The organism is Siccirubricoccus deserti (assembly GCF_014283215.1).
GTDB lineage: Bacteria > Pseudomonadota > Alphaproteobacteria > Acetobacterales > Acetobacteraceae > Siccirubricoccus > Siccirubricoccus deserti.
Map to the genome: position 1 here is coordinate 163,262 of NZ_JACOMF010000006.1, position 24,328 is coordinate 187,589.

The following is a 24,328-nucleotide window of genomic DNA, read 5'->3' on the forward strand; positions in this document are numbered from 1 at the left end:
TCAAAATGGCCGCCACTATGTTCCGCGGCGCCGCCATGGCAAAAGGCGCCGCATGTCGACCAGCGCCACCACCCTGCCCTTGGCCAAGCCCCCCAGCTTCCAGGAACTGATCCTGCGGCTGCACGCCTACTGGGCCAGCCAGGGCTGCCTGATCCTGCAGCCCTATGACATGGAGGTGGGCGCCGGCACCTTCCATCCGGCGACGACCCTGCGCGCGCTGGGGGCGAAGCCCTGGAAGGCGGCCTATGTCCAGCCCTCCCGCCGCCCGGCCGATGGCCGGTATGGCGAGAATCCGAACCGGCTGCAGCACTACTACCAGTACCAGGTCATCATGAAGCCCTCGCCGGCCGACCCGCAATCGGCGCTGATCGGCAGCTACCGGGCGATCGGCCTGGACCCGCTGGTGCATGACGTGCGCTTCGTCGAGGACGATTGGGAAAGCCCGACCCTCGGCGCCTGGGGCCTGGGTTGGGAGGTCTGGTGCGACGGCATGGAGGTGACGCAGTTCACCTATTTCCAGCAGGTCGGCGGCATCCCCTGCGAAGTGCCCTCCTGCGAGCTGACCTACGGGCTGGAGCGCCTGGCCATGTATATCCAGGGGGTCGACAATGTATACGATCTCGATTTCAACGGCCAGGGCGTGAGCTATGGTGAGGTATTCCATCGCGCCGAGCGGGAATACAGCGCTCACAATTTCGAATATGCCGACACCGAGAAGCTGTTCCGCCACTTCCGCGACGCCGAGGAGGAGTGCGAGGCGCTGCTGAAGCATGGCCTCGCCCTGCCGGCCTACGACCAGTGCATCAAGGCCAGCCACCGCTTCAACCTGCTGGACGCCCGCGGCGCCATCAGCGTGACCGAGCGCGCCGCCTATATCGGGCGGGTGCGGGCCCTGGCGAAGGGATGCTGCGAGGCTTGGATCGCCGGGGGCGGCTAGGGTGGAATGACCATGCGATATTCTACCATGAGGGCGGCATGGGTCCGTTGAACCTGAAGGACGAGGCGCTGATCGCCGACGCCCGCACGCTGGCGGGGCTTCTGGGCGCCTCCACCACCGATGCCGTCCGGCGCGCGGTGCAGGAGAAGCTGGCGCGAGAGCGGGGCGGCCGCGACGCGGAGAAGCGCCGGAAATCCGCGGCGGTCCTCGCTGCCGCCGCGGATTTCCGGGGCGTTGGCGGCGAGGTCTTGGCCAACGCTGAACTCGGCGGCATGCCCTATGACCCCGAGACGGGGCTGCCGCGGTGATCGTCGATACCTCCGGCTTCAATGCCATCCTGCGCGCGGAACCCGATGCACGGCATTTCGCCGAGGCACTGGCCGAGGCGCCCGTGGCTTGCATCACGGCCGCGACCTTCCTGGAGACGGCCATCGTCGCCGAGGGGGGCGAAGGCTCTGCCGGCGCCCGGAAGCTCGACCGGGCTCCGGAACAGGCCGCCATCGCACTGGTGTCGGTGACGCCGGATCTCGCGCGGCGCGCCCGCATCGCCTGGCGCCGCTTCGGCAAGGGGTGCCACCCCGCCGGGCTGAATTTCGGCGACTGCTTCGCCCATGCTCTCGCCGAGGAGCGCGGCGAGCCCCTGCTGTTCAAGGGCGATGAGTTCGCCCAGACCGATGTAAAGGCGGCGCTGCCACCCCATGCCTGAACTCCTGATCGAGCTGTTCTCCGAGGAAATCCCGGCGCGCATGCAGGCCCGTGCCGCCGAGGATTTCTGCGGCCTGCTGCACAAGGCGCTGGTGCCACTGATGGCTGCCGCGCCGCGGCCGCTGTACGGCCCCCGCCGCATCGCCGCGGTGGGCGAGATGGCGGCGCGGGCCGAGACGCCGGGCAAGGAGGAGCGCGGGCCGCGCATCGGCGCGCCGGATGCGGCGCTGGAGGGTTTCCTCCGCAAGCATGGCGCGACCCGCGACGCGCTGACCCAGGAAGGCCAATTCTGGGTGCTGTCGAAGCCCGGCGCGGTGATCGAGGCGCCGGCGCTGCTGGCCCGCGTGCTGCCCGGCCTGCTGCGCAGCTTCCCCTGGCCGAAATCCATGCGCTGGGGCACCAGCGGCTTCGCCTGGGTGCGGCCGTTGCAGCGCATCCTCTGCCTGTTCGACGGCGTGCCGGTGCCCTTCGCCCTGGCGGAGGGCGAGGATGCGGTGCATGGCCTGGCCGCTGCGGACCTCACCGAAGGCCACCGCATCCTGGCCGGTACCGAGCCCTTCGCGGTGCGCAGCCTCGCCGGTTACGAAGCCGGGCTGCGGGAGCGCTTCGTCATCGCCGATGCCGCGGAGCGCGAGCGGGTCATCGAGGCGGGCATCGCCGCCCTGGCCGCGGCCGAAGGGCTGGAGGTGGTGCCGGACCGCGGGCTGCTGGCCGAAGTGGCGGGGCTGGTGGAATGGCCGGTGCCGCTGCTCGGCTCCATCGACGCGGGCTTCATGGACCTGCCGCCCGAGGTGATGCGCACCACCATGCGGGTGAACCAGCGCTATTTCGCACTACGCCGGCCGGATGGCAGCGCGGCGCCGCGCTTCGCCCTGGTGTCCAACATCGTACCGCAGGATGGCGGCGCGGCGATCGTCGCCGGCAACGAGAAGGTGCTGCGGGCGCGGCTTTCGGATGCGCGGTTCTTCTGGGACCAGGACCGGAAGCAGCGGTTGGAGGATTTCCTGCCGAAGCTCGATGGCGTGGTGTTCTTCGAATCGCTCGGCACCCAGCGCCAGCGAACGGAGCGTCTGGAATCCCTGGCGGTGCGGATCGCGCCGCTGGTCGGTGCCAATCTGGCGCTTGCCGCCCGCGCCGGCCGGCTGGCCAAGGCCGATCTGGCCAGTGGGATGGTCGGCGAGTTCCCTGAATTGCAGGGGGTGATGGGGCGCTACTACGCGCGGCAGGATGGCGAGGATGCGCGCATCGCCGAAGCGATAGGCGCGCATTACCGCCCGCTCGGCCCGGGCGATGCGGTGCCGGACGAGCCGGTTGCCATGGCGGTGGCGCTGGCCGACAAGCTGGACCAGCTTGCCGGCTTCTTCGCCGCGGGCCAGAAGCCGACCGGCTCGGGCGATCCCTTCGCCCTGCGGCGGGCGGCGCTCGGCGTCATTCGCATCATCCGCGAGAATGGCCTGCGCGTACCGCTGCGCGAGGTGCTGCTGGCCACCCAGCCGCTGCTGCGGCCGCTGGTGCAACAGGGCCTGCTGCCCGCGCTGCCCGACGTGAACGACATCATGGAGTTCCTCGCCGAACGCCTCCGCGTCCAGCTCCGCGCCGAGGGCGCCCGCCACGACCTCGTCGCCGCGGTCTTCGGCGCGACGCCGGACGATGATCTCGTCCGCCTGCTCGCCCGCGCCGCGGCGCTGGAATCGCTGCTCGCCACGCCGGATGGCGCCAACCTGCTCACCGCTTACAAGCGCGCCGCCAACATCCTCCGCATCGAGAACCGCAAGGACGGCCCGCATGATGGGCCGGTCGACCGCGATCTGCTGGAAGCCGATGCGGAACGCGCGCTCGCCGGCGCCGTGGAGTCCGCCACCACGGCCGTCGCCGCGGCGCTTGCCGCCGAGGATTTCGCTGGCGCGATGCGCCATCTCGCCGCGCTGCGCCTCCCGGTCGATGCCTTCTTCGACACCGTCACGGTGAATGATCCGAAGGCGGAACTCCGCGCCAACCGGCTGCGTTTGCTCGGGCGGCTCTGCGCCGCCATGGATACGGTCGCGGATTTCTCGAAAATCGAAGGTTGAATGACGCACGGCATGGCACAATCGGGCCGGCTCCGCCCCGACCGATGCCCGCCATGCCCAAAGCAAGAGGAACACCGCCTATGACCCAGTGGGTGTACAGCTTCGGCGCCGGCCATAACGAGGGCAAGGCGGAGATGCGCAACCTGCTCGGCGGCAAGGGTGCCAACCTGGCCGAGATGGCCAGCATCGGCCTGCCCGTGCCGCCCGGCTTCACCATCACCACCGAGGTCTGCACCTACTACTACGACCACGGCAAGCGCTACCCGGAGGAGCTGGAGGCGCAGGTCGCCACCGCCCTCGCGCGTGTCGAGAAGGCGGTGGGCAACCGCTTCGGCGACCATCGCAAGCCGCTGCTGGTCTCGGTCCGCTCCGGCGCCCGCGTCTCCATGCCCGGCATGATGGACACCGTGCTGAACCTTGGCCTGAACGACCAGACGGTGGATGGGCTGGCCGCCGCCTCCGGCGATGCGCGCTTCGCCTGGGACAGCTACCGCCGCTTCATCCAGATGTTCGGCAGCGTGGTCCTCGGCGTCGACCACCACCGCTTCGAGGAGATCATCGAGCATGTGAAGCTCGACCGCGGCATCACCGAGGATACCGAGCTGACCGCGCAGGACTGGCACCGCGTGGTCGATGGCTACAAGGAGATGGTGGCCGAGGTCACCGGCAAGCCCTTCCCGCAGGACCCCAACGCCCAGCTCTGGGCGGCGATCGGCGCGGTCTTCGGCAGCTGGATGAACGCCCGCGCCAATACCTACCGCCGGCTGCATGACATTCCCGCCGACTGGGGCACCGCGGTGAACGTCCAGGCCATGGTGTTCGGCAACATGGGCGAGGATTGCGCGACGGGCGTCTGCTTCACCCGCGACCCCAGCACCGGGGAGAACATCTTCTACGGCGAATACCTGATCAATGCGCAGGGGGAGGATGTCGTCGCCGGCATCCGCACCCCGCAGCCGATGGCCCAGCTCAAGGCCAAGCCGGGCGAGCGCAGCATGGAAATCGCCATGCCGAACGCCTACCGCGAGCTGGTCGAGGTCCGTGCGAAGCTTGAAAAGCACTACACGGACATGCAGGACATCGAGTTCACCGTGCAGCAGAACAAGCTGTACATGCTGCAGACCAGGAACGGGAAGCGCACCGCCGCCGCCAGCCTGAAGATCGCCGTCGACATGGCGCAGGAGGGGCTGATCAGCCAGACGGAGGCGGTGAAGCGGGTCAACCCCGCGGCACTCGACCAGCTGCTGCACCCGACCCTCGACCCCAAGGCTCCGCGGAAGCTGCTGTCGAAGGGCCTGCCGGCCAGCCCGGGCGCGGCCTGCGGCACGGTGGTGTTCTCGGCAGACGAGGCCGAGGCGCGGGCGGCGAAGGGCGAGAGCGTCATCCTCGTCCGCATCGAGACCAGCCCCGAGGACATCCACGGCATGCACGCCGCCAAGGGCATTCTCACCACGCGTGGCGGCATGACCAGCCACGCCGCGGTGGTCGCCCGCGGCATGGGAAGGCCCTGCGTCGCCGGCGCTGGCGGCGTGACGGTGGACTACCACGGCCAGATCCTGATGGCTGGCGGCCAGCAGGTGCGCGGCGGCGAGACTATCACCCTGGATGGCGCCACGGGCGAGATCTTCATCGGCAGCGTGCCGATGGTGGAGCCCCAGCTCTCCGGCGATTTCTCCACCCTGATGGGCTGGGCCGATGCGGTGCGGCGGCTGAAGGTGCGGGCCAATGCCGAGACCCCGCTGGATGCCGATACCGCCCGCAAATTCGGCGCCGAGGGCATCGGCCTCTGCCGCACCGAGCATATGTTCTTCGACCCGGCGCGTATCGGCGCGGTGCGGCAGATGATCATGAGCGAGACCGAGCGCGGACGGCGCGAGGCGTTGGCCAAGCTGCTGCCCTTCCAGCGCCAGGATTTTGCCGATCTGTTCCGGATCATGGCGGGCCTGCCGGTGACGATCCGCCTGCTCGACCCGCCGCTGCATGAATTCCTGCCGCACAGCGAAGCCGAGATCGCCGAGCTGGCGGAAAGCCTCGGCACCGATGTGACGACCATGCAGCGCCGCGCCGCCGACCTCGCCGAGGCGAACCCGATGCTCGGCCACCGTGGCTGCCGCCTCGGCATCTCCTACCCCGAGATCTACGAGATGCAGGCCCGCGCCATCTTCGAGGCGGCGGTGCTGACCGCCAAGGAAGCCGGCAAGGCGCCGGTGCCGGAGATCATGATCCCGCTGGTCGCCACCCGGCGCGAGCTGGAGATCACCCGCGCCCAGATCGACAAGGTGGCGCAGGAGGTCTTCGCGGAATCCGGCTACCATGTCGAATACGACGTCGGCACGATGATCGAGTTGCCGCGCGCCGCGCTGACCGCGGACCGGATCGCCGAGGTCGGTGATTTCTTCAGCTTCGGCACCAATGACCTGACCCAGACCACCTTCGGCCTGTCGCGCGACGATGCCGGCAAATTCCTGCCGCTCTACGTCGAGAAGGGCATCATGCCGAAGGACCCCTTCGTCTCCATCGATGTCGATGGCGTCGGCGCGCTGGTGCGGATCGCGGTCGAGAAAGGGCGTTCGGTGAAGCCCAACCTCAAGCTCGGCATCTGCGGCGAGCATGGCGGCGACCCGGCCTCGATCCAGTTCTGCGAGGAGGCGGGGCTGGATTACGTCTCCTGCTCGCCCTACCGGGTGCCGGTGGCGCGGCTGGCAGCGGCGCAGGCGGCGCTCAGCGCGGGCGGCAGCGACCAGACCGCCTGAGGCTCATGCCGCTGGCGTGTCGCGCGGTGCGGCTCGCCGGCGGCTGGCCTACCCTGGCGCGTCGAAATGCACGTCATGGCTGACCAGCGCGGTGCGCTCATCCGGTGGCTCCAGCCAGTCCAGGTGCCGCAGCGTCCGCACCAGGTCGTTCCGCCCGGCCTGCCAATGGTCGAGCATGGTGTTGCGGGAGAATTCGTAATCCTTGTAGTCGCGGTCGTACTCCGACTGCCGGTACACCAGCTGTAGCAGGTTCAGCCGCGAGGGCGGGATCTGGGCGGCGATGCGCTGCACCTCCGGATCGGCCTGCATCGCCTCGGGCAGCTTCGCCAGCAGCGTCTCGATGGCGCAGCGCATGTCGTGCATGCGGCGGTAGACATCGGTCACCAGCCGGGTGCGGCTGGAGAAGCGGATGTCCTTTGCCCGCTCATCGGCCTCCGGCAGGGTGCGTGGTGCCTTGCCACGGCTGCTGAACAGATCCACCTGGAATACCAGGCTGGTCGGCGCCGGACCGGCGTCCAGCACGTATTGCAGCGGCGTGTTGGAGACCAGGCTGCCATCCCAGTAGTATTCGCCGTCGATTTCCACTGGCGGGAAGCCCGGGGGCAGGGCGCCGCTGGCCATGATGTGCTCGGGGCCGAGCCGCCGCTCGCGCGTGTCGAAATACACTGTATTGCCGGTGGCGACGTTGACCGCGCCCACCGAAAGCCGTGTCGGCCCGTCGTTCAGCAGGTCGAAATCGACCAGCTCCAGCAGGGTCCGGTGCAGCGGTTCGGTGTCGTACCAGCTCACCGCGCAGGCATGGCCGGCCGGCTGGAAATACGGCACGACGCCGCGTGGCCGGAAGAAGCCAGGCTGGCCGGTGAGCAGCGCCGACCAGGCGGCGAATAGGTTGGCGGCGCTGCGCAGCGCGTCGCCATCCGGCAGCCAGGACCAATGCACCGAATTGGTGACCCGGCGCCAGAATTCGCGCAGCCGTTCCACCCGCCGCTCCGGCGGATTGCCGGCAATCAGCGCGGCATTGACCGCGCCGATCGAGATGCCGGCGACCCAATCGGGCAGGAAGGGCGTCTCCGCCAGCACCTCGTAGACGCCACCCTGGTAGGAGCCGAGCGCACCGCCACCCTGCAGCAGCAGCACCACGCCATCGTATTGCGTGCGCATGTGCTGCCATGCGGCGCGGCGCGCCGCCTCCGGCCCACGCCGTGGCGTTCCTGTCTGGTCAAGCATGGTCCTGTCGCTCCGGTCGCGCCCATCCTGCACGCCCGGACACGGTGTGTTCTGCACGGCCGCGTGACCGGGCTGAAACCTTCGCCGCCCGCTCCCCGTTGCCGCGGAACCGAGGGAGCCAAGCCATGCCGGACGAAAAGCCCACCCCCCAGCCGAAGCAGCATCAGGACCGCCATCCCGGGCTTGAGACCGAGATGACCCCGCAGCCGCGGGACCGCATGGAGAATTGGCGTGCCAGCGGCAAGCTCGACGGCAAGACCGCCATCATCACCGGCGGCGACAGCGGCATCGGCCGCGCCGTCGCCATCGGCTTCGCCAAGGAAGGTGCCGATGTGGTGGTGCTCTACAAGGACGAAACCGAGGATGCCGAGGAAACCCGCCGGCTGGTGGAAGCCACCGGCCGTCGCTGCCGGCTGATCCCCGGCGATATCGGCGATGTCGATTTCTGCCGCCAGGCGGTGGAGGAGGCGGCGCGCTTCCTCGGCGGCCGCATCGACCTGCTGGTCAACAATGCCGCCGAGCAGCACGTCTGCGAGGATTTCGCCGAGATCCCGGAGGCCCAGGTGGAGCGCACCTTCCGCACCAACATCCTCGGCATGTTCTGGATCACCAGGGCGGCGCTGCAGCACATGCCGGAGGGTGGGGCGATCATCAACACCACCTCGATCACCGCCTACAAGGGCAGCCCGGGGCTGATCGACTACGCCAGCACCAAGGGTGCCATCCTCGCCTTCACCCGCAGCCTGTCGCAGGCGCTGTACGAGCAGCGGAAGATCCGGGTGAATGCGGTGGCGCCGGGGCCGATCTGGACCCCGCTGATTCCGGCGAGCTTCGACGCGGAACGCACCGCGAAGCACGGGCAATCCTCGGAGATGGGACGTGTCGGCCAGCCGGATGAATGCGCGCCGAGCTACATCTTCCTCGCGGCCGAGAGCGATAGCAGCTACATCAACGGCCAGGTGCTGCACCCGAATGGCGGGACGGTGGTGAACGGATAGGGGCGGCGGACCGTCCGGTCAGGCCGGCTCACGCGCCGGCAGCACCATCCAGCCCGGAATGCGGGGGGTGAGCTGCGCCGCCCCGCAGCCGAGTGGCCTGCCGTCCAGCGCCTCCAGCCGCAGCAGCGCGATGCCGAGCCCATCTCGCCCGGAGCGCATCTGGCCAAGCTCGGCGCCATTCGAGAGGATTGGCGTCCCGGCTTCGGGCATGGGGCCGTCTACGCCGACCGGCACCAGCCGCCGCTTGAGCAAGCCGCGGTACTTGGTCCGTGCCGTCAGCTCCTGGCCCATGTAGCAGCCCTTGGACCAGCTCACGCCCTGAAGTTCATCGTACCCCGCTTCCAGCAGCACGCTCTGCTCCGGCACCAGGTCGTGGCTGCCCTCCGGCAGGCCCAGCATGAGGCGGTGGCGGTCCCAATCCTCCGGCGTCGCCTCGGTGCCCGGCAGCGGGGCGGTTGCCAGGGTGCGCCAGCCGGCCTCCGGCAGCCGCGGGTCGGGCGCAGTGATGGCATCCGTGGGCAACGGCGCGCCGCCCCAGCCGGCATGGACCACGAATTCCGCCGAGGCGTCCCGCAGTGCCACCTTGGAGCGCAACCGGAAGCGCGACAGCCGTGGCATCAGCATCGGCACCTGCGCCGCCTCGCAGTCCAGCAGCAGGCGGTCGCCCTCGGCGAGGATGAAGAAATCCGCCAGCCACTTGCCCTGCGGCGTCAGCAGCGCGGCGAAGACCGCCCGGCCCGGCGCCGCCGCGGCCACGTCATTGGACACCAGCCCCTGGAGGAAGGCGACGCGGTCCTCACCGGCGACCTCCACGACGCCCCGTGCGGGCAAAAGCGCTATCGGCATGGCAAGGAGTTGGGCATACCGGCGCCCGGCTGCAACGGGTCGTTCGCGCGGCGCGGACATGCTACAGCCGCGGCCCGTGCGCATTCTCTTCATCACCTCGACCCGAATCGGCGACGCCGTACTCTCGACCGGGCTGCTGGACCACCTGATCCGCGCCTATCCGCAAGCGAAGGTGGTGGTGGCCTGCGGCCCGGTGGCGGAGGGCGTCTTCGCCCGCATGCCGAACCGTGCCTGGACCATCGTGCTGGAAAAGCAGCGATTCCGGCTGCACTGGTTGGGGCTGTGGCGGCAGGTGGCGGGCAGCCGCTGGGATCTGGTGGTCGATCTCCGCGGCTCCGGCTTCGCCTGGATGGTCCGGGCGAAGCGCCGCGTGGTGATGCGCGGCGGGCGCAACCCGGGGCACCGGCTGGCCCAGCTCGGCGCGCTGCTCGGCCTCGACCCGCCGCCGCTGCCGGTCGCCTGGTTCGGCCCGGCGGAGCGTACCCGGGCCGCGATGCTGCTGCCGGGGGAGGGGCCCTGGATCGGCCTCGGCCCTACCGCCAATTGGGACCGCAAGGTCTGGCCGCCGGAGCGTTTCATCGCGCTGTTCGAGGCGCTGAGCGCGCCCTTCGGCCCGCTGCCCGGCGCCCGGGCGGCGATCCTCGGCGGGCCGGGGGCGCAGGAGCGGGCGATGGCGGCGCCGGTGCTGGCGGCACTCGGCGACCGCGCAGTGGATCTCGTCGGCACCCTTTCCCTGCCGGAGGCGGCGGCGGTGCTGGCGCGCTGCGCCATCTTCATCGGCAATGACAGCGGGCTGATGCATCTCTCAGCCGCGACCGGCACGCCGACCCTGGGGCTGTTCGGCCCCTCTCGCCCCGAGGAATACGCCCCGGCCGGCCGCCGCACCGCCATCGCCGTGGCGCCCGGCTCACCGGCGGTGGATTCGATGCCCGGCCTGACCCTGGCGGCGGCGCTGGATGCGGCGGAGCGGCTGCTGACCGCGCCGGTGGCGGCCTGATGCCGAAGCTCTCCGCCCTAATCGTCGCCCGGAACGAGGAGGCGCGGCTGCCGGCCTGCCTGGCCGCCGTCGCCTTCGCCGATGAGGTGGTGGTGGTGCTCGACCGCACCACGGATGCCAGCGCCGCCATCGCCCGCGCCGCCGGCGCCCGGGTGCTGGAAGGCGGCTGGGAACTGGAAGGCGCCCGCCGCAACGCCGGGATCGCCGCCTGCACCGGCGACTGGATTCTGGAAGTCGATGCCGATGAGGTGGTGGAGCCGGCGCTCGCCGCCGAGGTGCGGGAGGTGATCGCCGCCTCCCCGCATGGCTGGCACACGGTGCGGGTCGATAATTACATCGGCGAACGGCTGGTGCGGCACGGCTGGGCCGGCAGCTTCGGCACCTCCGCCGTGCCCCGGCTGTTCCGCCGCGGCGCCAAGCGCTGGCGGGAACAACGGGTGCATCCGGGGCTCGACTGGCAGGGCAGCGAGGGGCCGCGCCTCAGCCGTGGCGCGCTGGCGCATTACGTCGACCGTGACATCTCCGACATGCTGCGGCGGCTGGACCGCTACTCCTCGGCCAAGGCGGCCGATCTGCTGGCAAGCGGGCAGATCGGCACGCTGCGCGCCAACCTCCGCCGGGTGCTGACCCGCGGCTGGAAATCCTACGTCTCCCGCAAGGGCTACCGGGAGGGCGCCTGGGGGGTGCTGCTGGCCTTCTGCACCGCCGCCTTCCCGCTGCTGGCCTATCTCAAGGCGCGGTTGGAGCCGGAGCGGCACCGGCCGCCGGCGTTGCATCCGGCCGCCGGTGCCGCCACCTCTGCCGCCATGCCCAGCCCCGAACCACCCCGGTGAGCGCCACCGACGCCCTGCTCGACGATGCCCAGGCCGCGCCGACCGCGCCGCTCCGGATCGCCCATGTCATGGCCGGCGCCCGGGTGGGTGGCGCCGAAGCCTTCTACGAACGGCTGACCACGGCGCAGCATGCGGCGGGCGAGGCGGTGCTCGCCGTCATCCGCGCCGAGCCGGCGCGCGCCGCCCGGCTGCGCGCCGGCGGGCTGGCGCCGGTGGAACTGCCGCTCGGCGGCTACTTCGACCTGCGAAGCGGGCCGGCGCTGCGCGCCGCGCTTGCCGGGTTCCGGCCGGATGTGGTGGTCGCCTGGGCCAATCGCGCCAGCCGCTTCGCTGGCGCGGTGAAGTGGCGCGGCGCGCCCTGGACCCTGGTCGGCCGCATGGGCGGCTATTACGACCTGAAATACTACCGGCATTGCGACCATGTGGTCGGCAACACCGAGGATCTGCGGAGCTGGATCATCGGCCAGGGCTGGCCGGCGGCGCGGGCGCATCACCTGCCGAATTTCGCCGCCGATCTGGCCGGCGCCATCCCCGCGCCGCTGCCGGCGCCGCCCGGGGTGCCGAAGCTGCTGGCCCTCGGCCGGCTGCACCCCAACAAGGGCTTCGACATCCTGCTGCGGGCGCTGGCGCTGCTGCCGGGGACGCATCTCTCGATCGGCGGGGAAGGGCCGGAACGGGCGGCGCTGGAACGTCTCGCCCAGGACCTCGGCATCGCCAGCCGGGTCGGCTTCCTCGGCTGGCGGCAGGATGTCGGCGCGCTGCTGGCCGGCTGCGACCTCTTCATCTGCCCTTCCCGCCACGAGCCGCTGGGCAATGTGGTGCTGGAGGCCTGGTCGGCGGCGCGGCCGGTGGTGGCCGCCGCGGTGCAGGGACCGGCGGCGCTGGTCCGCGACGGCGAGACCGGCCTGCTGGTGCCGAAGGAGGAACCCGGCCCGCTCGCCGCCGCCATCGCCGCGCTGCTGGCCGATCCGGCCCGGGCCGCCGCCATCGCCGCCGCCGGGCGGGCGGAGTTCGAGCGCTGCCACGCCGCGCCGATGGTGCTGGCCCGCTGGCGGGCCTTCCTCGCCGCGGTTGCGCCGCCACGGGACGACGGCTGATGTGCGGCCTGGCCGGGCTGGCGCTGCAGGGCGGCCAGACTCCGCAGGGCGCGGTGCTGGATGCGCTGACCCGGGCGCTGGCGCATCGCGGGCCGGATGGCGCCGGGCATCATGTCGCCGGCAATGTCGCGCTGGCGCATACCCGCCTCGCCATCATCGACCTCGTCACCGGCGACCAGCCGCTGTTCGCCGGCGCCGCGGCACTGGTGGCCAATGGCGAGGTCTATAATTACCGCGAGCTGCGCACGCACAACCAGCTGCACTGCGCGACCAACAGCGATTGCGAGCCGCCGCTGCATCTGTTCCGCCGCGACGGCATCGGCTTCGCCGAGAGCCTGCGCGGCATGTACGCCATCGCCCTGCACGACCGGGCGGCGCGGCAGCTGGTGCTGGCGCGCGACCCCTTCGGCATCAAGCCGCTGTACCTGGCGGAGATCCCCGGCGGCGTCGCCTTCGCCTCGGAGCCGCAGGCGCTGGTCGCCGCCGGGCTGGTCGCCCCGAAGGTGCGGCCGGAGGCGCTGGCGGAGCTGCTGCAGCTGCAATTCACCACCGGCGCCGAGACCATCTTCCAGGGCATCGTCCGGGTACTGCCGGGGGAGACGGTGGTGGTCGCTGATGGCGCCATCACCGCGCGCCACCGCCGCGCCGCCCTGCCGGAGGGCGGGCCGGAGTCCATCACCGCCGAGGCGGCGCTGGCCCGGCTCGACGCGGCGCTGGAGGACAGCGTTGCCCTGCACCAGCGCAGCGACGTGCCCTATGGCATGTTCCTCTCGGGCGGCATCGACAGCGCCACGGTGCTGGCGATGATGGCGCGGCTCAATGAGCGCCCCGTGCTCGCCTTCACCGCCGGCTTCGATGTGCCGGGTGCGGTGGATGAGAGGGAACGTGCGGCGCAGCTTGCCGCCTCGGTCGGCGCGAAGCATGTCACCGTCGCGGTCGATGAGGCGATGGTCTGGCGCCACCTGCCGGAGATCGTCGCCACCATGGACGATCCGGCGGCGGATTACGCCATCATTCCCACCTGGTTCCTGGCGCGGCGGGCGCGGCAGGAGGTGAAGGTCGTGCTCTCCGGCGAGGGCGGCGATGAGATCTTCGGCGGCTATGGCCGCTACCGCTCGGCGATGCGGCCCTGGTGGCTGGGCGGCAAGGCGCCGCGTTCGCGCGGCAGCTTCGACCGGCTGGACGTGCTGCGGACGCCGCCGACCGGCTGGCGCGACGGTGTCGGCGCCGCCGAGGCCGCCGCCGCCTCCCCCGGCCGCACCCGCCTGCAGGCGGCGCAGGCGCTGGACATGGCGGATTGGCTGCCGAACGACCTGCTGGTGAAGCTCGACCGCTGCCTGATGGCGCATGGCATCGAGGGCCGCACCCCGCTGCTCGACACCGGCGTGGCGGCCGCCGCCTTCCGCCTGCCGGATGCGCTGAAGGTGCAGGGCCACACCGGCAAATGGCTGCTGCGGCAATGGTTGGCCCGGCACCTGCCGGCGGCCGAGCCGTTCCGGCCGAAGCAGGGCTTCACCGTCCCGGTCGGCGCTTGGATCGAGGGCGTGGGCGAGAAGCTCGGCCCGCTGGTCGCGGCACAGCCAGGGGTGGCGGAGATCGCCAAGCCGGACCGTGTCGCCGCGCTGTTCCGCCATGCCGGCAGCGAGAAATACCGCGGCTTCGCCGCTTGGCACCTGCTGTTCTACGCGCTCTGGCACCGGCGGCACATCGAGGGCCGGCGGGCCGGCGGCAACGTGTTCGAGACCCTCGCTGCGCGCTGATCCCGTCCTGCAGGCGAAGAAGCCGGGGAATGTCCGGCCCGGCCGCTTCCGGGGCGGTGGGTGCCGCAGGTCTTTCCGGCCGGTTTTGCCGTGCCGGCGCTCTACCGGGGTTGGAACTCGTGCTTGAACGCTGGCCCGCCGCAAGATCGGGGCGGATGACCGGCCGGCGTGGCGATCACCCCGTCCGGGCGGATCCGCCCGGACGGGGTACCTGGATGGCGCCGCTGGCTACCAGTTGAAGGCCAGTCGGGCCGCGACCGCCTGGAAGGCGCGGTCATTGCCATCCAGCCGCACGGTCCCGTTGCTGTACTGGAGCGAGGCGCGCAGCCTGCTGGTCGGATAGTAGTTCACGCCGATGGTGGCGATACCCTGCCGGCCGCCCCGCACCGTGCCGTCATTCAGGGTGGCGGTGCTGTAGCGACCGGCCAGCTCCGCCCAGCCCCAATTCCCGGAGGCCGGATCCAGGTCCTTGAAGCGCGGCCGGGCGAAAACCCCACGCGTCTTGTTGTACTGCCGGGGCGCGCCGATCAGCGGCACCGAAGCGGCGATGTACCAGCCCTCGAAAACCCGGTCCGGCGCGCCGCGATTGGCGTCGACCTCGATGTGCTGATACTCGGCCGCGAAATGCACCGGGCCCAGCATGCCGGAGACTTCAGGGCCGATCGCGGTCGCCGAGCCGGCGGAGATGGCGCGGGTGTCGAGGAGCCGGGTCGGCTCCAGCCGCAGCTCCGGATAGTCGCGCAGACGGACGCTCTCGGTCGAGCCGGCGCCAGGATGGAACTGCGTCGCGACATTGGCGCCGACCAGCAGCTTGAAGTCCGGGTTGTTGAAGGCCATGCCGGCGGCCCGGCCGACCAGGCCGCGCTGCCTGTCGTCATGCTGCGTGGACAGCACGCCGCCGGTGACATAGCCGGCGGCGAACCAGCGATTGCCGCGCGCTTCCAGGCCGGCGGCCAGGCGGGTGTCGCCGGAGGCGAGGCTGGCCGCCAGGTTGATGATGGTCGGCCGCTCCAGGAACATGGTTTCGAAGGAGCTGCCGGAGTACTCGATGGTGTGCATCAGAGTGAAGGCGCCGACCCGGACGGTGCCCCAGCCAAGCCCGTTCCAGGCGGTCTGCAGCTCGAAGATCTTGCTGTTCTTCGAGATGTCGAACTGGCTGCCGGGCCCGGGCGCGAACTCCCAGGTGAAGTTGTAGGTGAAGTCCTTCAGATAGGTGCCCTGCACGCCGAGCCGGCCACGGCGGACATTGATGCCGTCATCCGGCACGCCGCGGCGGCTGCTGTCCATGAACTCCGGCGGATTGCCGCCAGGATAGGCGTGCTGCCCGAAGTAGCCGCCGAAATCCAGATCCATGCGAACAACGGGCTGCACGGTGAAATTGCCATCGGCGAGCGAAAGGGTCGGCCTGCCGCTGCGCATCGAGAAGACCGGCTGGGCGGCGGCGGCTGGCTGCCCGGCAGATGGAGAAGCAGGGGACGTCGCCTGGGGCGCGGCAGTCTGTGCCATCGCGCCGGCACCGAGGGTCATCAGTCCCGCGGTGGCGGCAAGGAAAAAGCGCATGGATGGGTTCCTGTCTGGACGGTATTGCACCGCTGGCCGCGCGGTAATGGTTGCATAAATCTTCCTCAATCACAGACTGATGACGGTTCGAAATCGATATAATGGGGTGGGCCGTTGAAGCTGCCCTAAAGGCGGTTGTGAAAGACAAGGGGCAATGGCCGCTCCGCCGTCCTATCCTCGGCCCCTGGTGAGGTCAGGGCCGGGGCAGGGCTTTCTGCCGCCCGCCTCCGGTGCGACATAGGCCCCCACGACGAGCGAAAGGGACGGCCATGGCGAGTTTCGATCTGGTGCTGCGGGGCGGCACCTGCGTCCTGCCCTGGGGGCAGGAAATCACCGATGTCGGCGTGCGGGAGGGCAGGATCGCCGCCATCGGCGACCTGCGCAGCGCGGCGGCGGCGAATGAGGTCGATTGCCGCGGGCTGCACGTGCTGCCCGGGCTGATCGACGCGCATGTGCATCTGCGCGACCCCGGCGATCCGGCGGTGGAGAACCTGTCGGACGGCACCCGCGCCGCGGTGCTGGGCGGCCTCGCCGCGGTGTTCGACATGCCGAACACCGCCCCCTCCATCACCGACCGGGAGCGGCTGGACTGGAAGCGCGACTATCTCGGCGGCCGCGCCTTCTGCGATGTCGGGCTCTACGTCGGCGCCTCGATGAAGAACATCGAGGAGTTGGCGTCTCTGGAACTGCAGCCGAACGTCTGCGCGGTGAAGGTCTTCGCCGGCAGCTCCACCGGCGACCTGCTGGTGGCCGACGACGCGAGCCTGGAGGCGGTGATGCGCAGCGGCCGGCGGCGCATCTGCTACCATTCCGAGGATGAGTACCGGCTGCAGGCGCGCAAGCCGGAGTTCACCAGCGGCATGCCGCATCGCAACCACATGATCTGGCGCGACGTGGAATGTGCCTTCCTCGGCACGCGGCGGCTGATGGCGCTGGCGCGCAAGACCGGGCGCCCCGCGCATATCCTGCATGTCTCGACCGCCGAGGAGCTCGACTACCTGAAGGATTTCCGTGACGTCTGCACGGTGGAGGTGCTGCTGAACCACCTTACCCAGACCGATGAGGCCTATGACCGGCTGGGCGGCTATGCGGTGATGAACCCGCCGATCCGCGATGCAAGGCACATGGAAGCGGCCTGGGCTGCGGTCGCGGATGGCACGGTGGATGTCATCGGCAGCGACCACGCGCCGCACAGCCGCGCGGCGAAGGAACGGCCCTGGCCGGATTGCGCCGCCGGCCTCACCGGCGTGCAGACCATCGTGCCGCTGATGCTGGACCATGTGAACGCCGGGCGGCTCTCATTGAGCCGGCTGGTGGACCTGATGTGCGCCGGCCCGGCGCGGGTCTATGGCGTGGTCGGCAAGGGGCGGCTGGCGGCCGGCTACGACGCCGATTTTACCCTGGTGGACATGAAGAAGACCCGCACCATCGAGGAGAGCTGGATCGTCTCCCCCTGCGGCTGGACGCCCTTCGCCGGCCATCGCTGCACCGGCTGGCCGGTGGCGACCGTCATCCGCGGCGGCGTGGCAATGCGGGAGGACGAGGTGATCGGCGCGCCGCAGGGCCAGGCGGTGCGCTTCGCGGAGGCGCGGGGGGCGTAGAAGGCCGCGCCCCGGCCGCCTCGGCGCGGCTGAGCAGGTCCTCCAGCATGTCGAGCAACTCCTCGTCGGGCGGCAGCGTCTCGCGCAGCACATCCCCGTAGAGCGTCGCCGCGAGCGACTGGCGGAAGGGTAGGGGGTTTCCCCGCTCGGCCGCCGCGCGGGCGGTGGACAAGGTGAACTCGTCCACCGGCACGATGATGCCGAATCCGGCATGGAAGGGACCAGCATCGAAGAGGCGCATGCCGAATACCGCGTCCTCGGGCGCCGAAGCCTCAAGCCCCTTGTCCATCAGCCAGAGGCGCGCATCCCCCGCCAGCAGATCCTCCGCCCAGATGCCGGCGGCGGGGTGCCGCCCGGCGACGCGGAACAGCGAGAAGCGCGCGCCGGCCATGGCCTCCGCCAGCGCCCGGTCGGGCGCATCGAGCGCCGCCGCGCCCTTGGCGAGGAAGCCGTCATAGGCGCGCCGGCCGCGCTGGTTCGGCTCGAACAGCGCAACGTCCATCAGCATCTCAAGGGCCTGGTCGTCATCCGGAAACGCATCGGCGCCGGGCAGGAGCTGCCGCAGCGCCCGGGTGAGGTCCGCCTTGGTGCAGGCCTTGACCGCGAGGCGCAGCACGTCCTGGATGCCGGCGCGGATCGGCCGGTAGGCGGCGAGGGCCTGCCGCCGGGTCATGCCTCCTCGCCTCGCTCCCGCAACCAATCCTCCGAGGTCCGCGTTGCCGGCCGCGCCGGCCCCGCATAGGGGTCGACGCCGCCCTCGGTTGCCGCCACGGCGCGGCAATCCTCGCACATTTCCAGCACCGCCAGCCGCGCCGGTTCGGCGAACATCCAGTGGCCCGATGCGGTGAGCTTCGTCTTCACCCGGGCGATGCTGCTGCGCGTCCCGAAGGGCTTGGCGCAGCGGGTGCAGTGCGCCGGCGCCTCCTCCTTCACCACCTGCGGCTGCGCCGCCGTCGCGGCGAAATTCAGCCGCGGCTCCAGGGTGATCACCTGCTCCGGGCAGGTCGTGGCGCAGAGGCCGCATTGCACGCAGGCGTCTTCCAGGAAGCGGAGCTGCGGGGTTTCCGGGTTCGCGCCCAGCGCCCCGGTCGGGCAGACCATGGTGCAGGCGAGGCAGAGGGTGCAGCCTTCCGCCACCCGCGCCAGGCCGAAGGGCGCCTTCTCCGGCATCGGCACGAGCTCCGGCCCGGCGGCGCCATGCAGTGCGCCCAGCGACTGGCGCAGGATCTCCCGCAGGCTGCCGAGGGCGAGGAATTGCGCCGCCGGGCGCGGAGCGCGCAGGGGCATCGCCGGGGCCAGCGCCTCGGCCAAGGTGAAGGGGTCGTCGGTCTCGATCGCCGCGGCGCGCGGCAGGGCCGTCGCCAGCCCGAGGCCGTCCAGCGCCACCCCGGCGTAGTCGAGGTTGCGGAACAGCCCCTCCACCCCATGCCCGCGCTTCGCCGGCAGCAGCACCCGCACCGCCGCGGCGCCCCAGGCGAATGCGGCGGCCAGGATCGCCAGGTCGAGCTGCGACACCTTATTCAGCCGCAGCGGCAGGACGCGGGCCGGCAGCCCCTCGCCATGCCGCGCCAGCGCATCCAGCAGCGGCTCGCCATGCGCCGCATCGTGCAGCAGCAGCACCGGGTCATGCCCGCCGGCCTCGGCGAAGCCCAGCAGCAGGGCGCGCAGCCGGGCCAGGGTGGTCGTCGGCGGTGGCAGGGCGTAGGTGGCGGCGCCGGTCGGGCAGACCGCGGCGCAGGCGCCGCAGCCGGCGCAGATCTCGGCCGAGATCTGTACGCTGTCCTTGCCCGGCGTGATCGCTCCGGTCGGGCAGAGGTCGAGGCATCGGGTGCAGCCGGTGCGGCGGTTACGCGAATGGGCGCAGAGCCCGGCGTCGAACTGCACGAAACGCGGCTTGTCGAACTCGCCGACCAACCCGCCGGCCTCGCCGATCAGCCGCTCCACCGCCGCCGCATCGCCGGGGTCGGCGCGCAGGTAGCCCTGGCGCAGCGCCCCCGCAGGAAATAGCGGCGCCCCACCCGTCAGGTCGAGGATGATATCGCAGCGGCTACGCGCCGCATCCTTCGCCGCCCCCCAGACGAAGGCGGCGCGGGAGGAAGGCGAGGGGGCGGCATAGCCATCCACCACCACCTCGAAACTGCCGAGCCAGCCGGTGGCGGTGCGGGCCCGGCCACGCAGGATGGGGAATTCGGCGCTGCGCGGCGGCGTCACCGGCTCCGCCCCGGTCAGCAGCACGGTCAGGTCCAGCCGGTCCGACAGGCGCTCGGCGGCGGCGATCGCCACCGCGTCGCGGCCGAGCACCAGGGTAATGCCCTCGCTCTTCAGCGACACCAGCGGGATCTGCGGCAGCGGCACCGCGGCGGCGGCCAGCAGTGCCGCCATCTTTGGCCCGGCCGCGGCCGCTTCGGCCGACCAGCCGGCATGCTCCCGGACGTTGACAAAGGCGAGAGGGGTGGTGGCGCCGGCGGCCTCCGCCTCCTGCGCGAAGAGCGGGGCCTCCTGGGTGCAGGCCACGGTGATGGGCCGCCCGGTCTCCAGCGCCGCCAGGAAGCGGTCGAGCTGGCTGCGGCAGAGCTGCTCGGCGGTGCGCAGTTCGGTGCCGCGAGCGGCGCAGCCGCTCCCCAGCGCCTTGCCGTCCAGCGGCATGCTGTCCTCACAACTGCAGACGAAGGCAATGCGCTCGTTCATGCCGCGGTCCCGGCGGCGCCCGAAGCGGATCGTGGTCCAGATGGGACCGTCATCGCTCCAGCCTGTTGTTTTTCCAGCAGATTCATGCCTTCAGGCCACCAGCCATCCGGCGATCCACTCTGGTCCAGGTGCCGAGGGGCGCATATATGCCGTCCTTCCTGTCCTTGCGAGGGAGAGCCCGCCATCAGCACGACCGGCCTGCCGGACCTGCCGAGCGTCTTCGCCCCCGTCGCGCTGCGGGAAGGCGGCGATGCGCTGGCCCGGGCGCTGGCGCTGGCGCCGGAGCGCGGCGCCGGGACGCTGGCCTGGGTCCGCGCCTATGCCAGGGCCGAGGCGGCGGTGGTGCTGGAGCCGGAGATGCCGCTGGCCTCCGCCCGCCTCGCCTTCCACGCCGCGGCCAATGCCCTGGCCGATGCGGTGGCCGCCCTCGGCCCGCCAGAGGTGGCGGTGCAGCTTCGCTGGCCCGGAGTGCTGCTGGTCAATGCCGGGGAATGCGGCCGGGTGCGGCTGGCCGCACCACCGGGCACACCGGAAGATGCGGTGCCGGATTGGCTGGTCGTGGCGATGGAAGCCCGCCTCGCCTTCCCCGAAGGGCATGAGCCGGGCCGCGACCCCGGCCGCACCAGCCTGTTCGAGGAAGGCTTCTCCGACCTCGACTCCGCGGCGCTGACCGCCGCCTGGGCCCGCCACCTTATGGCCGGGCTGGATGATTGGCAGGCGCGTGGCCCGAAGCGGCTGGCGGAGCATTGCCTCGCGCGGCTGGCGGATGCGGTGCCGGGCCAGCGGCGGGGGATCGACCCTGGCACCGGCGATCTGGTGCTGGAGCGCGACGGCCTGCGCGAGCGCCAGGCGCTGCCGGCATGACCCGGCTGCCCCGCACCCTGCGGCTCGACCCCTCGGATCTGGTGGTGTTCGAGCGGGCGGCGGAGCCCGGCGAATGGGCGGTGCCGGGCGGCTTCAGCTTCTGGGACGAGGACCCGTTGACGATGCCGGGCAAGCGCCGCCAGGCCTTCCGCAGCGGCTTCCTCGGCCTTGGTAGCTTCGGCTTTGCCACCCTGGTGGAGGTGGTGGAGGCTTCGCCGGCGCAGCGTGCGCAGGCGGTGGCGGCGCTTGCCGCGCATATCCGCGCCGCGCATGGCGCGCCGGACGAGGCCGCTGCCCTGGCCGCGGCGGAGGAGGAGATCGGCTTCGCCGCCTCGCTCTGCGACCATCCGCCGGGGACGGTGCTGGCGCTGTCCCGCAGCCTGGAGGCGGGCGCCGTTCGCGAGCAATTCCGCACTCTGCACCGCCGCGCCGCACCGCACCGCGACTTCGGCGCCCTGCCGGTCTTCGCGGTGGTGGAGGTGGAGGGCGAGGCGCCCGAGCACCCCGATCTGCGGAGGCTGCCGCCGTGATCTCTCCAGGTGATTTCTGGCTCGCCTCCGGCCACCATCTTTGCGACCGCGACGCGGCCGGGCGGCTGGTGGCGACGCCGGATCTGTGGCGCGCCTTCCTCGCCCGGCCCGAGCTGGTGCCGCCGGCCGAGGCCTGCGACGCCGAGCTGGCGCTGCACACCGGCCTGCTGGCGGCGCCGCTGCGCCCGGTGCCGGCGGCCGAGGTCGCCGCGCTGGCGGATGCCGATGCGCGGGAGAATTGGCAGCTCTTCCTCGGCTTCCGCGACCTCGTGCAGGCGCGGCCGACCCTGGAAGCCGCCTGGCTGGCGCTGTTTCGCGGGAACGTAGCGGGTATCCCGCCGCTGTTCCTGCAGATGCTGACGCACCTCATCACCCGCGCCGCGCTGGAAGGCTGCGGCGACGCCTTCACCCTGCGCGCCGCCGAGCTGTTTTTCCGCCCGCAACGCGCCGCCATCCACCAGGGCGCCACCCTGCTGGCCGATGAGGAGCATCTGGATGCCCGCGCCGCCGGCGGCGACCTCGGCACCATCGGCCGGCTGCTGACCGAGGCCGACGCGACGCCGCGGGAGGTGGAGCTGGAGGTGCTGTCGGAGGCGAATGCGCCGGCGTATCCGGCGCGGTCCGATGCGCATGACCTCGCCCTGGATATCGCCGAGGGCCGGCCGGGCCAGCACGGGCTGGCGCGGGCGCTGGAATGCTTCATCCTGCACGTGATCGGTGAGCCGGTGACGATCCGCCCGGTGCCGGTCATCGAGGACCGGAACTGGCGCTGGCATGTCGGGCTGGACGTCGAGGCAACTGCCATCGCCAACGCGCTGTGGCAGGGCGAGCGGGTGCAGCAGGCGCGGCTGGCGCGTATCCTCTGGCTTGGGGTGCTGGAATTCGCTGACGCCTCCCGCGTGCTGCCGCGCGCCGCCGGAAGACCGGTCTACCTGGCGCTGGCGATGGATGCGGCGCAGCGGGTGCGCATGAAGCCGCAGAACCTGGCCACCGGCCTGCCGTTGAAGACCGTGGAGCAGGCCACATGACCGAACCGCCACGTCAGGGCGCCGGCCGGCTGGAGGTACCGGGGACGCTCCACATCCCGGTTGCGGTGCTGGCCGAGCGCCGGCCCGGGATGACCCGCTGGGCCGAATGGGCCTGGTACGCGGTGGAAGTGCTGGAGGTGGCGCCTGAGCTGCCGCCCTGGACCCTGCTGCGCGAGGAGGCCGGGCGCAGCCTGTTCTTCGCCGGCACCGCCGAGGTGGCACTCTACCCCACCGACACGCCGAATTACCGCGATAACCTGGCCGCTGCCGCGCCGCGCATCTGGGTGGTGCTGCGCCCGGTTCCGCAGCAGCCGGGCATGGCCCTGCACGCGGTAACGGTCGATACCGGAGAGGCGCATGTCTACGCCGAGAGCGGCGCCGATTTGCTGGAAAGCCTGCCGCTGCCGCCCGGCTTGCGGGCAGTGATGGAAGCCTTCGTCGCCGAGCACCATGTCGAGCGCGCCTTCCACAAGCGCCGCCGCGACCGGGCCGATCCCGATGCGTTGGGCAAGCGGCCGGGTGGGCGGCAGGGCAAGGAGGCGGAATGAGCGGGCAGGAAGGCTTTCTCGCCCGCTGGTCCCGCCGCAAGCGCGCCGCGGCAGAGCCGTCCGCGCCTGAGCCGTTGCCCGTGCCGGCGTCGGTGGAAGCCGTGCCCGAACCACCCGCGGTGCCGGAATTCGACCCGGCCAGCCTGCCCGCGGTTGAGAGCCTGACCTTGGAGAGCGACTTCACCGCCTTCCTGCGGGCGGAGGTGCCGGCGGCGCTGCGGCAGGCGGCGCTGCGGCGGATGTGGAGCCTCGACCCGGACATTCGCGACTATGTCGGCCCGGCCGATTACGCCTGGGATTTCAATGCGCCGGATGGCATGCCGGGCTTTGCCCTGGAGCTGGGCGGCGATGTGAAGCGGCTGCTTGCCCAGGCCATCGGGCTCGGCGAGCAGCCAGAGGCGGCGGATGCCGAGGCCGTCCCCGACGCGCCGCCGCCGGTGGCCGAACCCTCGCCGTTGCTGGCGCAGGCCGCCCCGCCGGCCCCGCCGCTGCCACCGGTGCCGGAGATGCCTGCCGCGCCGGTACCCTCGCCACGGCGTTCGCATGGCAGTGCGCGCCCCAGCTGACCCCATCCGTGGCTTGATCGGCGACTGGAACCGATCCTTGTGGAGGCTCGGTCGGTTCCGGCACCTTGCAGCCTGGTTCAGGACACCGCTTCATGCAGGCGACGATTTTGCGAGAGGGTGTGGCTAGAGTGGAAGCGGCGGGACCGGATGCGGTGGACAGGGAGCGGGCGCAGCTTTTCGCGCTGCTCGGCCGGTTGCTGTCCGCTGCCCCGGATGCGGCGCTGCTCGCCGGCCTTGCCCGGCTCGACGGCGATGCGACGCCGCTGGGCACCGCCTTCGCCCGGCTGGCGGAAGCCGCCGCGGCGGCACGGCCGGAGACGGCGGAGCGCGAGTTCTTCGACCTGTTCATTGGCGTCGGCCGCGGCGAGCTGCTGCCCTATGCCTCCTACTACCTGACCGGCTTCCTGCATGAGCGGCCGCTGGCCGAGCTGCGCGCCACACTGGGCGCCCTCGGCATCGCCCGCGCCGCCGGCGTGCCGGAGCCCGAGGACCACATCGCTTTCGTCTGCGAGGCCTATGCCGGGCTGATCGAGGACCGCTTCGGCGGCGCGGCGCCGGATGCGGCGGCGGAGTTCTTCGCCCGGCATCTGCGCCCTTGGGCCGGCCGCTGCTTCGCCGATCTGGAGGTCGCCGCGGCGGCCCGCTTCTACCGCGCGGTCGGCGCCCTGGGGCGCATCGCGATCGAGATCGAACAGGCCGCCAGCGAGCTGCCCGCATAAAT

At 71.5% G+C, this 24,328-nt stretch carries 22 protein-coding genes; 17 read left to right on the forward strand and 5 right to left on the reverse strand.

The window, feature by feature from the left end:
- Positions 1–52: 52 nt before the first annotated feature.
- From H7965_RS07915 to ppdK, 5 genes are all read left to right on the forward strand, one after another.
- Positions 53–937, forward strand: a complete 885-nt coding sequence (locus H7965_RS07915; protein WP_456308130.1) for a glycine--tRNA ligase subunit alpha — start codon at positions 53–55, stop codon at positions 935–937.
- 38 nt (positions 938–975) lie between these two features.
- Positions 976–1,245, forward strand: a complete 270-nt coding sequence (locus H7965_RS07920; RefSeq protein ID WP_186770023.1) for a type II toxin-antitoxin system VapB family antitoxin — start codon at positions 976–978, stop codon at positions 1,243–1,245.
- Complete coding sequence (locus H7965_RS07925) at positions 1,242–1,643, forward strand: type II toxin-antitoxin system VapC family toxin (RefSeq protein ID WP_186770024.1); 402 nt, start codon at positions 1,242–1,244, stop codon at positions 1,641–1,643. The genes H7965_RS07920 and H7965_RS07925 overlap by 4 nt, the downstream gene beginning before the upstream one ends.
- Entirely contained in the window at positions 1,636–3,711 is a 2,076-nt protein-coding gene (glyS, locus tag H7965_RS07930) for a glycine--tRNA ligase subunit beta (protein ID WP_186770025.1), read from the forward strand. Before H7965_RS07925 ends, glyS begins: the two co-directional genes overlap by 8 nt.
- A gap of 80 nt (positions 3,712–3,791) precedes the next feature.
- Positions 3,792–6,464: a pyruvate, phosphate dikinase gene (ppdK, locus tag H7965_RS07935; protein ID WP_186770026.1), complete on the forward strand. Its 2,673-nt coding sequence runs from the start codon at positions 3,792–3,794 to the stop codon at positions 6,462–6,464.
- Between the two features lie 48 nt (positions 6,465–6,512).
- Here the strand turns inward: ppdK and H7965_RS07940 are convergent, their stop codons facing one another.
- Positions 6,513–7,691 (reverse strand): DUF3734 domain-containing protein, encoded by a 1,179-nt coding sequence (locus H7965_RS07940; protein WP_229682507.1) that lies wholly within the window; start codon positions 7,689–7,691, stop codon positions 6,513–6,515.
- A gap of 125 nt (positions 7,692–7,816) precedes the next feature.
- Between H7965_RS07940 and H7965_RS07945 the strand changes: the two genes are divergently transcribed.
- On the forward strand, positions 7,817–8,689 hold the full coding sequence (locus H7965_RS07945; protein WP_186770027.1) for an SDR family oxidoreductase: 873 nt from the start codon (positions 7,817–7,819) through the stop codon (positions 8,687–8,689).
- 18 nt (positions 8,690–8,707) lie between these two features.
- Here the strand turns inward: H7965_RS07945 and ygfZ are convergent, their stop codons facing one another.
- Entirely contained in the window at positions 8,708–9,535 is an 828-nt protein-coding gene (ygfZ, locus tag H7965_RS07950; protein WP_186770028.1) for a CAF17-like 4Fe-4S cluster assembly/insertion protein YgfZ, read from the reverse strand.
- Positions 9,536–9,611: 76 nt separating this feature from the next.
- On the opposite strand from ygfZ, the gene H7965_RS07955 reads away from it, so the two are divergent.
- The 4 genes from H7965_RS07955 (at position 9,612) to asnB (ending at position 14,222) form a co-directional block, all read left to right on the forward strand.
- Positions 9,612–10,532, forward strand: a complete 921-nt coding sequence (locus H7965_RS07955) for a glycosyltransferase family 9 protein (RefSeq protein WP_229682506.1) — start codon at positions 9,612–9,614, stop codon at positions 10,530–10,532.
- Positions 10,532–11,365, forward strand: coding sequence for a glycosyltransferase family 2 protein (locus H7965_RS07960; protein ID WP_186770030.1), 834 nt, complete (start codon positions 10,532–10,534; stop codon positions 11,363–11,365). Before H7965_RS07955 ends, H7965_RS07960 begins: the two co-directional genes overlap by 1 nt.
- Before the next feature lie 68 nt (positions 11,366–11,433).
- Entirely contained in the window at positions 11,434–12,462 is a 1,029-nt protein-coding gene (locus H7965_RS07965; RefSeq protein WP_186770064.1) for a glycosyltransferase, read from the forward strand.
- A complete protein-coding gene (asnB, locus tag H7965_RS07970; RefSeq protein WP_186770031.1) occupies positions 12,462–14,222 on the forward strand; it encodes an asparagine synthase (glutamine-hydrolyzing) in 1,761 nt (586 codons plus the stop codon). The genes H7965_RS07965 and asnB overlap by 1 nt, the downstream gene beginning before the upstream one ends.
- Before the next feature lie 228 nt (positions 14,223–14,450).
- Here asnB and H7965_RS07975 read toward each other — a convergent pair whose 3' ends face one another.
- On the reverse strand, positions 14,451–15,782 hold the full coding sequence (locus H7965_RS07975; protein WP_186770032.1) for an OprO/OprP family phosphate-selective porin: 1,332 nt from the start codon (positions 15,780–15,782) through the stop codon (positions 14,451–14,453).
- 269 nt (positions 15,783–16,051) lie between these two features.
- Here H7965_RS07975 and H7965_RS07980 point away from each other — a divergent pair, with 269 nt between their 5' ends.
- The gene (locus H7965_RS07980; RefSeq protein ID WP_186770033.1) at positions 16,052–17,383 is read left to right on the forward strand and encodes a dihydroorotase; all 1,332 of its coding nucleotides are present in this window, start codon (positions 16,052–16,054) and stop codon (positions 17,381–17,383) included.
- Here the strand turns inward: H7965_RS07980 and H7965_RS07985 are convergent.
- Both H7965_RS07985 and H7965_RS07990 read right to left on the reverse strand, forming a co-directional pair.
- Positions 17,292–18,056: a hypothetical protein gene (locus tag H7965_RS07985; RefSeq protein WP_186770034.1), complete on the reverse strand. Its 765-nt coding sequence runs from the start codon at positions 18,054–18,056 to the stop codon at positions 17,292–17,294. The two genes, H7965_RS07980 and H7965_RS07985, sit on opposite strands and share 92 nt — an antisense overlap.
- Positions 18,053–20,071, reverse strand: a complete 2,019-nt coding sequence (locus H7965_RS07990; protein ID WP_186770035.1) for a 4Fe-4S dicluster domain-containing protein — start codon at positions 20,069–20,071, stop codon at positions 18,053–18,055. The genes H7965_RS07985 and H7965_RS07990 overlap by 4 nt, the downstream gene beginning before the upstream one ends.
- Positions 20,072–20,155: 84 nt before the next feature.
- Between H7965_RS07990 and H7965_RS07995 the strand changes: the two genes are divergently transcribed.
- From H7965_RS07995 to H7965_RS08020, 6 genes are all read left to right on the forward strand, one after another.
- Complete coding sequence (locus tag H7965_RS07995; RefSeq protein ID WP_222440511.1) at positions 20,156–20,935, forward strand: biotin/lipoate--protein ligase family protein; 780 nt, start codon at positions 20,156–20,158, stop codon at positions 20,933–20,935.
- Positions 20,932–21,465, forward strand: a complete 534-nt coding sequence (locus H7965_RS08000; RefSeq protein WP_186770036.1) for a DUF6505 family protein — start codon at positions 20,932–20,934, stop codon at positions 21,463–21,465. Before H7965_RS07995 ends, H7965_RS08000 begins: the two co-directional genes overlap by 4 nt.
- Complete coding sequence (locus H7965_RS08005) at positions 21,462–22,493, forward strand: DUF6352 family protein (RefSeq protein WP_229682505.1); 1,032 nt, start codon at positions 21,462–21,464, stop codon at positions 22,491–22,493. The genes H7965_RS08000 and H7965_RS08005 overlap by 4 nt, the downstream gene beginning before the upstream one ends.
- Positions 22,490–23,041, forward strand: a complete 552-nt coding sequence (locus H7965_RS08010; RefSeq protein WP_186770037.1) for a DUF3305 domain-containing protein — start codon at positions 22,490–22,492, stop codon at positions 23,039–23,041. The genes H7965_RS08005 and H7965_RS08010 overlap by 4 nt, the downstream gene beginning before the upstream one ends.
- Positions 23,038–23,607, forward strand: a complete 570-nt coding sequence (locus H7965_RS08015; protein WP_186770038.1) for a DUF3306 domain-containing protein — start codon at positions 23,038–23,040, stop codon at positions 23,605–23,607. Before H7965_RS08010 ends, H7965_RS08015 begins: the two co-directional genes overlap by 4 nt.
- 92 nt (positions 23,608–23,699) lie before the next feature.
- Positions 23,700–24,326 (forward strand): TorD/DmsD family molecular chaperone, encoded by a 627-nt coding sequence (locus H7965_RS08020; protein WP_186770039.1) that lies wholly within the window; start codon positions 23,700–23,702, stop codon positions 24,324–24,326.
- Positions 24,327–24,328 lie beyond the last annotated feature (2 nt).

Coding starts and splice junctions, on each gene's coding strand:
- glyS (WP_186770025.1), top strand. CDS start 1,636: ATGCCTGAACTCCTGATCGAGCTGTTCTCCGAGGAAATCCCGGCGCGC.
- H7965_RS07920 (WP_186770023.1), top strand. CDS start 976: ATGGGTCCGTTGAACCTGAAGGACGAGGCGCTGATCGCCGACGCCCGC.
- ygfZ (WP_186770028.1), bottom strand. CDS start 9,535: ATGCCGATAGCGCTTTTGCCCGCACGGGGCGTCGTGGAGGTCGCCGGT.
- H7965_RS07960 (WP_186770030.1), top strand. CDS start 10,532: ATGCCGAAGCTCTCCGCCCTAATCGTCGCCCGGAACGAGGAGGCGCGG.
- H7965_RS08020 (WP_186770039.1), top strand. CDS start 23,700: ATGCAGGCGACGATTTTGCGAGAGGGTGTGGCTAGAGTGGAAGCGGCG.
- H7965_RS08010 (WP_186770037.1), top strand. CDS start 22,490: ATGACCGAACCGCCACGTCAGGGCGCCGGCCGGCTGGAGGTACCGGGG.
- H7965_RS07985 (WP_186770034.1), bottom strand. CDS start 18,056: ATGACCCGGCGGCAGGCCCTCGCCGCCTACCGGCCGATCCGCGCCGGC.
- H7965_RS07980 (WP_186770033.1), top strand. CDS start 16,052: ATGGCGAGTTTCGATCTGGTGCTGCGGGGCGGCACCTGCGTCCTGCCC.
- H7965_RS07990 (WP_186770035.1), bottom strand. CDS start 20,071: ATGAACGAGCGCATTGCCTTCGTCTGCAGTTGTGAGGACAGCATGCCG.
- H7965_RS07945 (WP_186770027.1), top strand. CDS start 7,817: ATGCCGGACGAAAAGCCCACCCCCCAGCCGAAGCAGCATCAGGACCGC.
- H7965_RS07995 (WP_222440511.1), top strand. CDS start 20,156: ATGCCTTCAGGCCACCAGCCATCCGGCGATCCACTCTGGTCCAGGTGC.
- H7965_RS08000 (WP_186770036.1), top strand. CDS start 20,932: ATGACCCGGCTGCCCCGCACCCTGCGGCTCGACCCCTCGGATCTGGTG.
- H7965_RS07965 (WP_186770064.1), top strand. CDS start 11,434: ATGGCCGGCGCCCGGGTGGGTGGCGCCGAAGCCTTCTACGAACGGCTG.
- H7965_RS07940 (WP_229682507.1), bottom strand. CDS start 7,691: ATGCTTGACCAGACAGGAACGCCACGGCGTGGGCCGGAGGCGGCGCGC.
- H7965_RS07975 (WP_186770032.1), bottom strand. CDS start 15,782: ATGCGCTTTTTCCTTGCCGCCACCGCGGGACTGATGACCCTCGGTGCC.
- H7965_RS08015 (WP_186770038.1), top strand. CDS start 23,038: ATGAGCGGGCAGGAAGGCTTTCTCGCCCGCTGGTCCCGCCGCAAGCGC.
- H7965_RS07915 (WP_456308130.1), top strand. CDS start 53: ATGTCGACCAGCGCCACCACCCTGCCCTTGGCCAAGCCCCCCAGCTTC.
- asnB (WP_186770031.1), top strand. CDS start 12,462: ATGTGCGGCCTGGCCGGGCTGGCGCTGCAGGGCGGCCAGACTCCGCAG.
- ppdK (WP_186770026.1), top strand. CDS start 3,792: ATGACCCAGTGGGTGTACAGCTTCGGCGCCGGCCATAACGAGGGCAAG.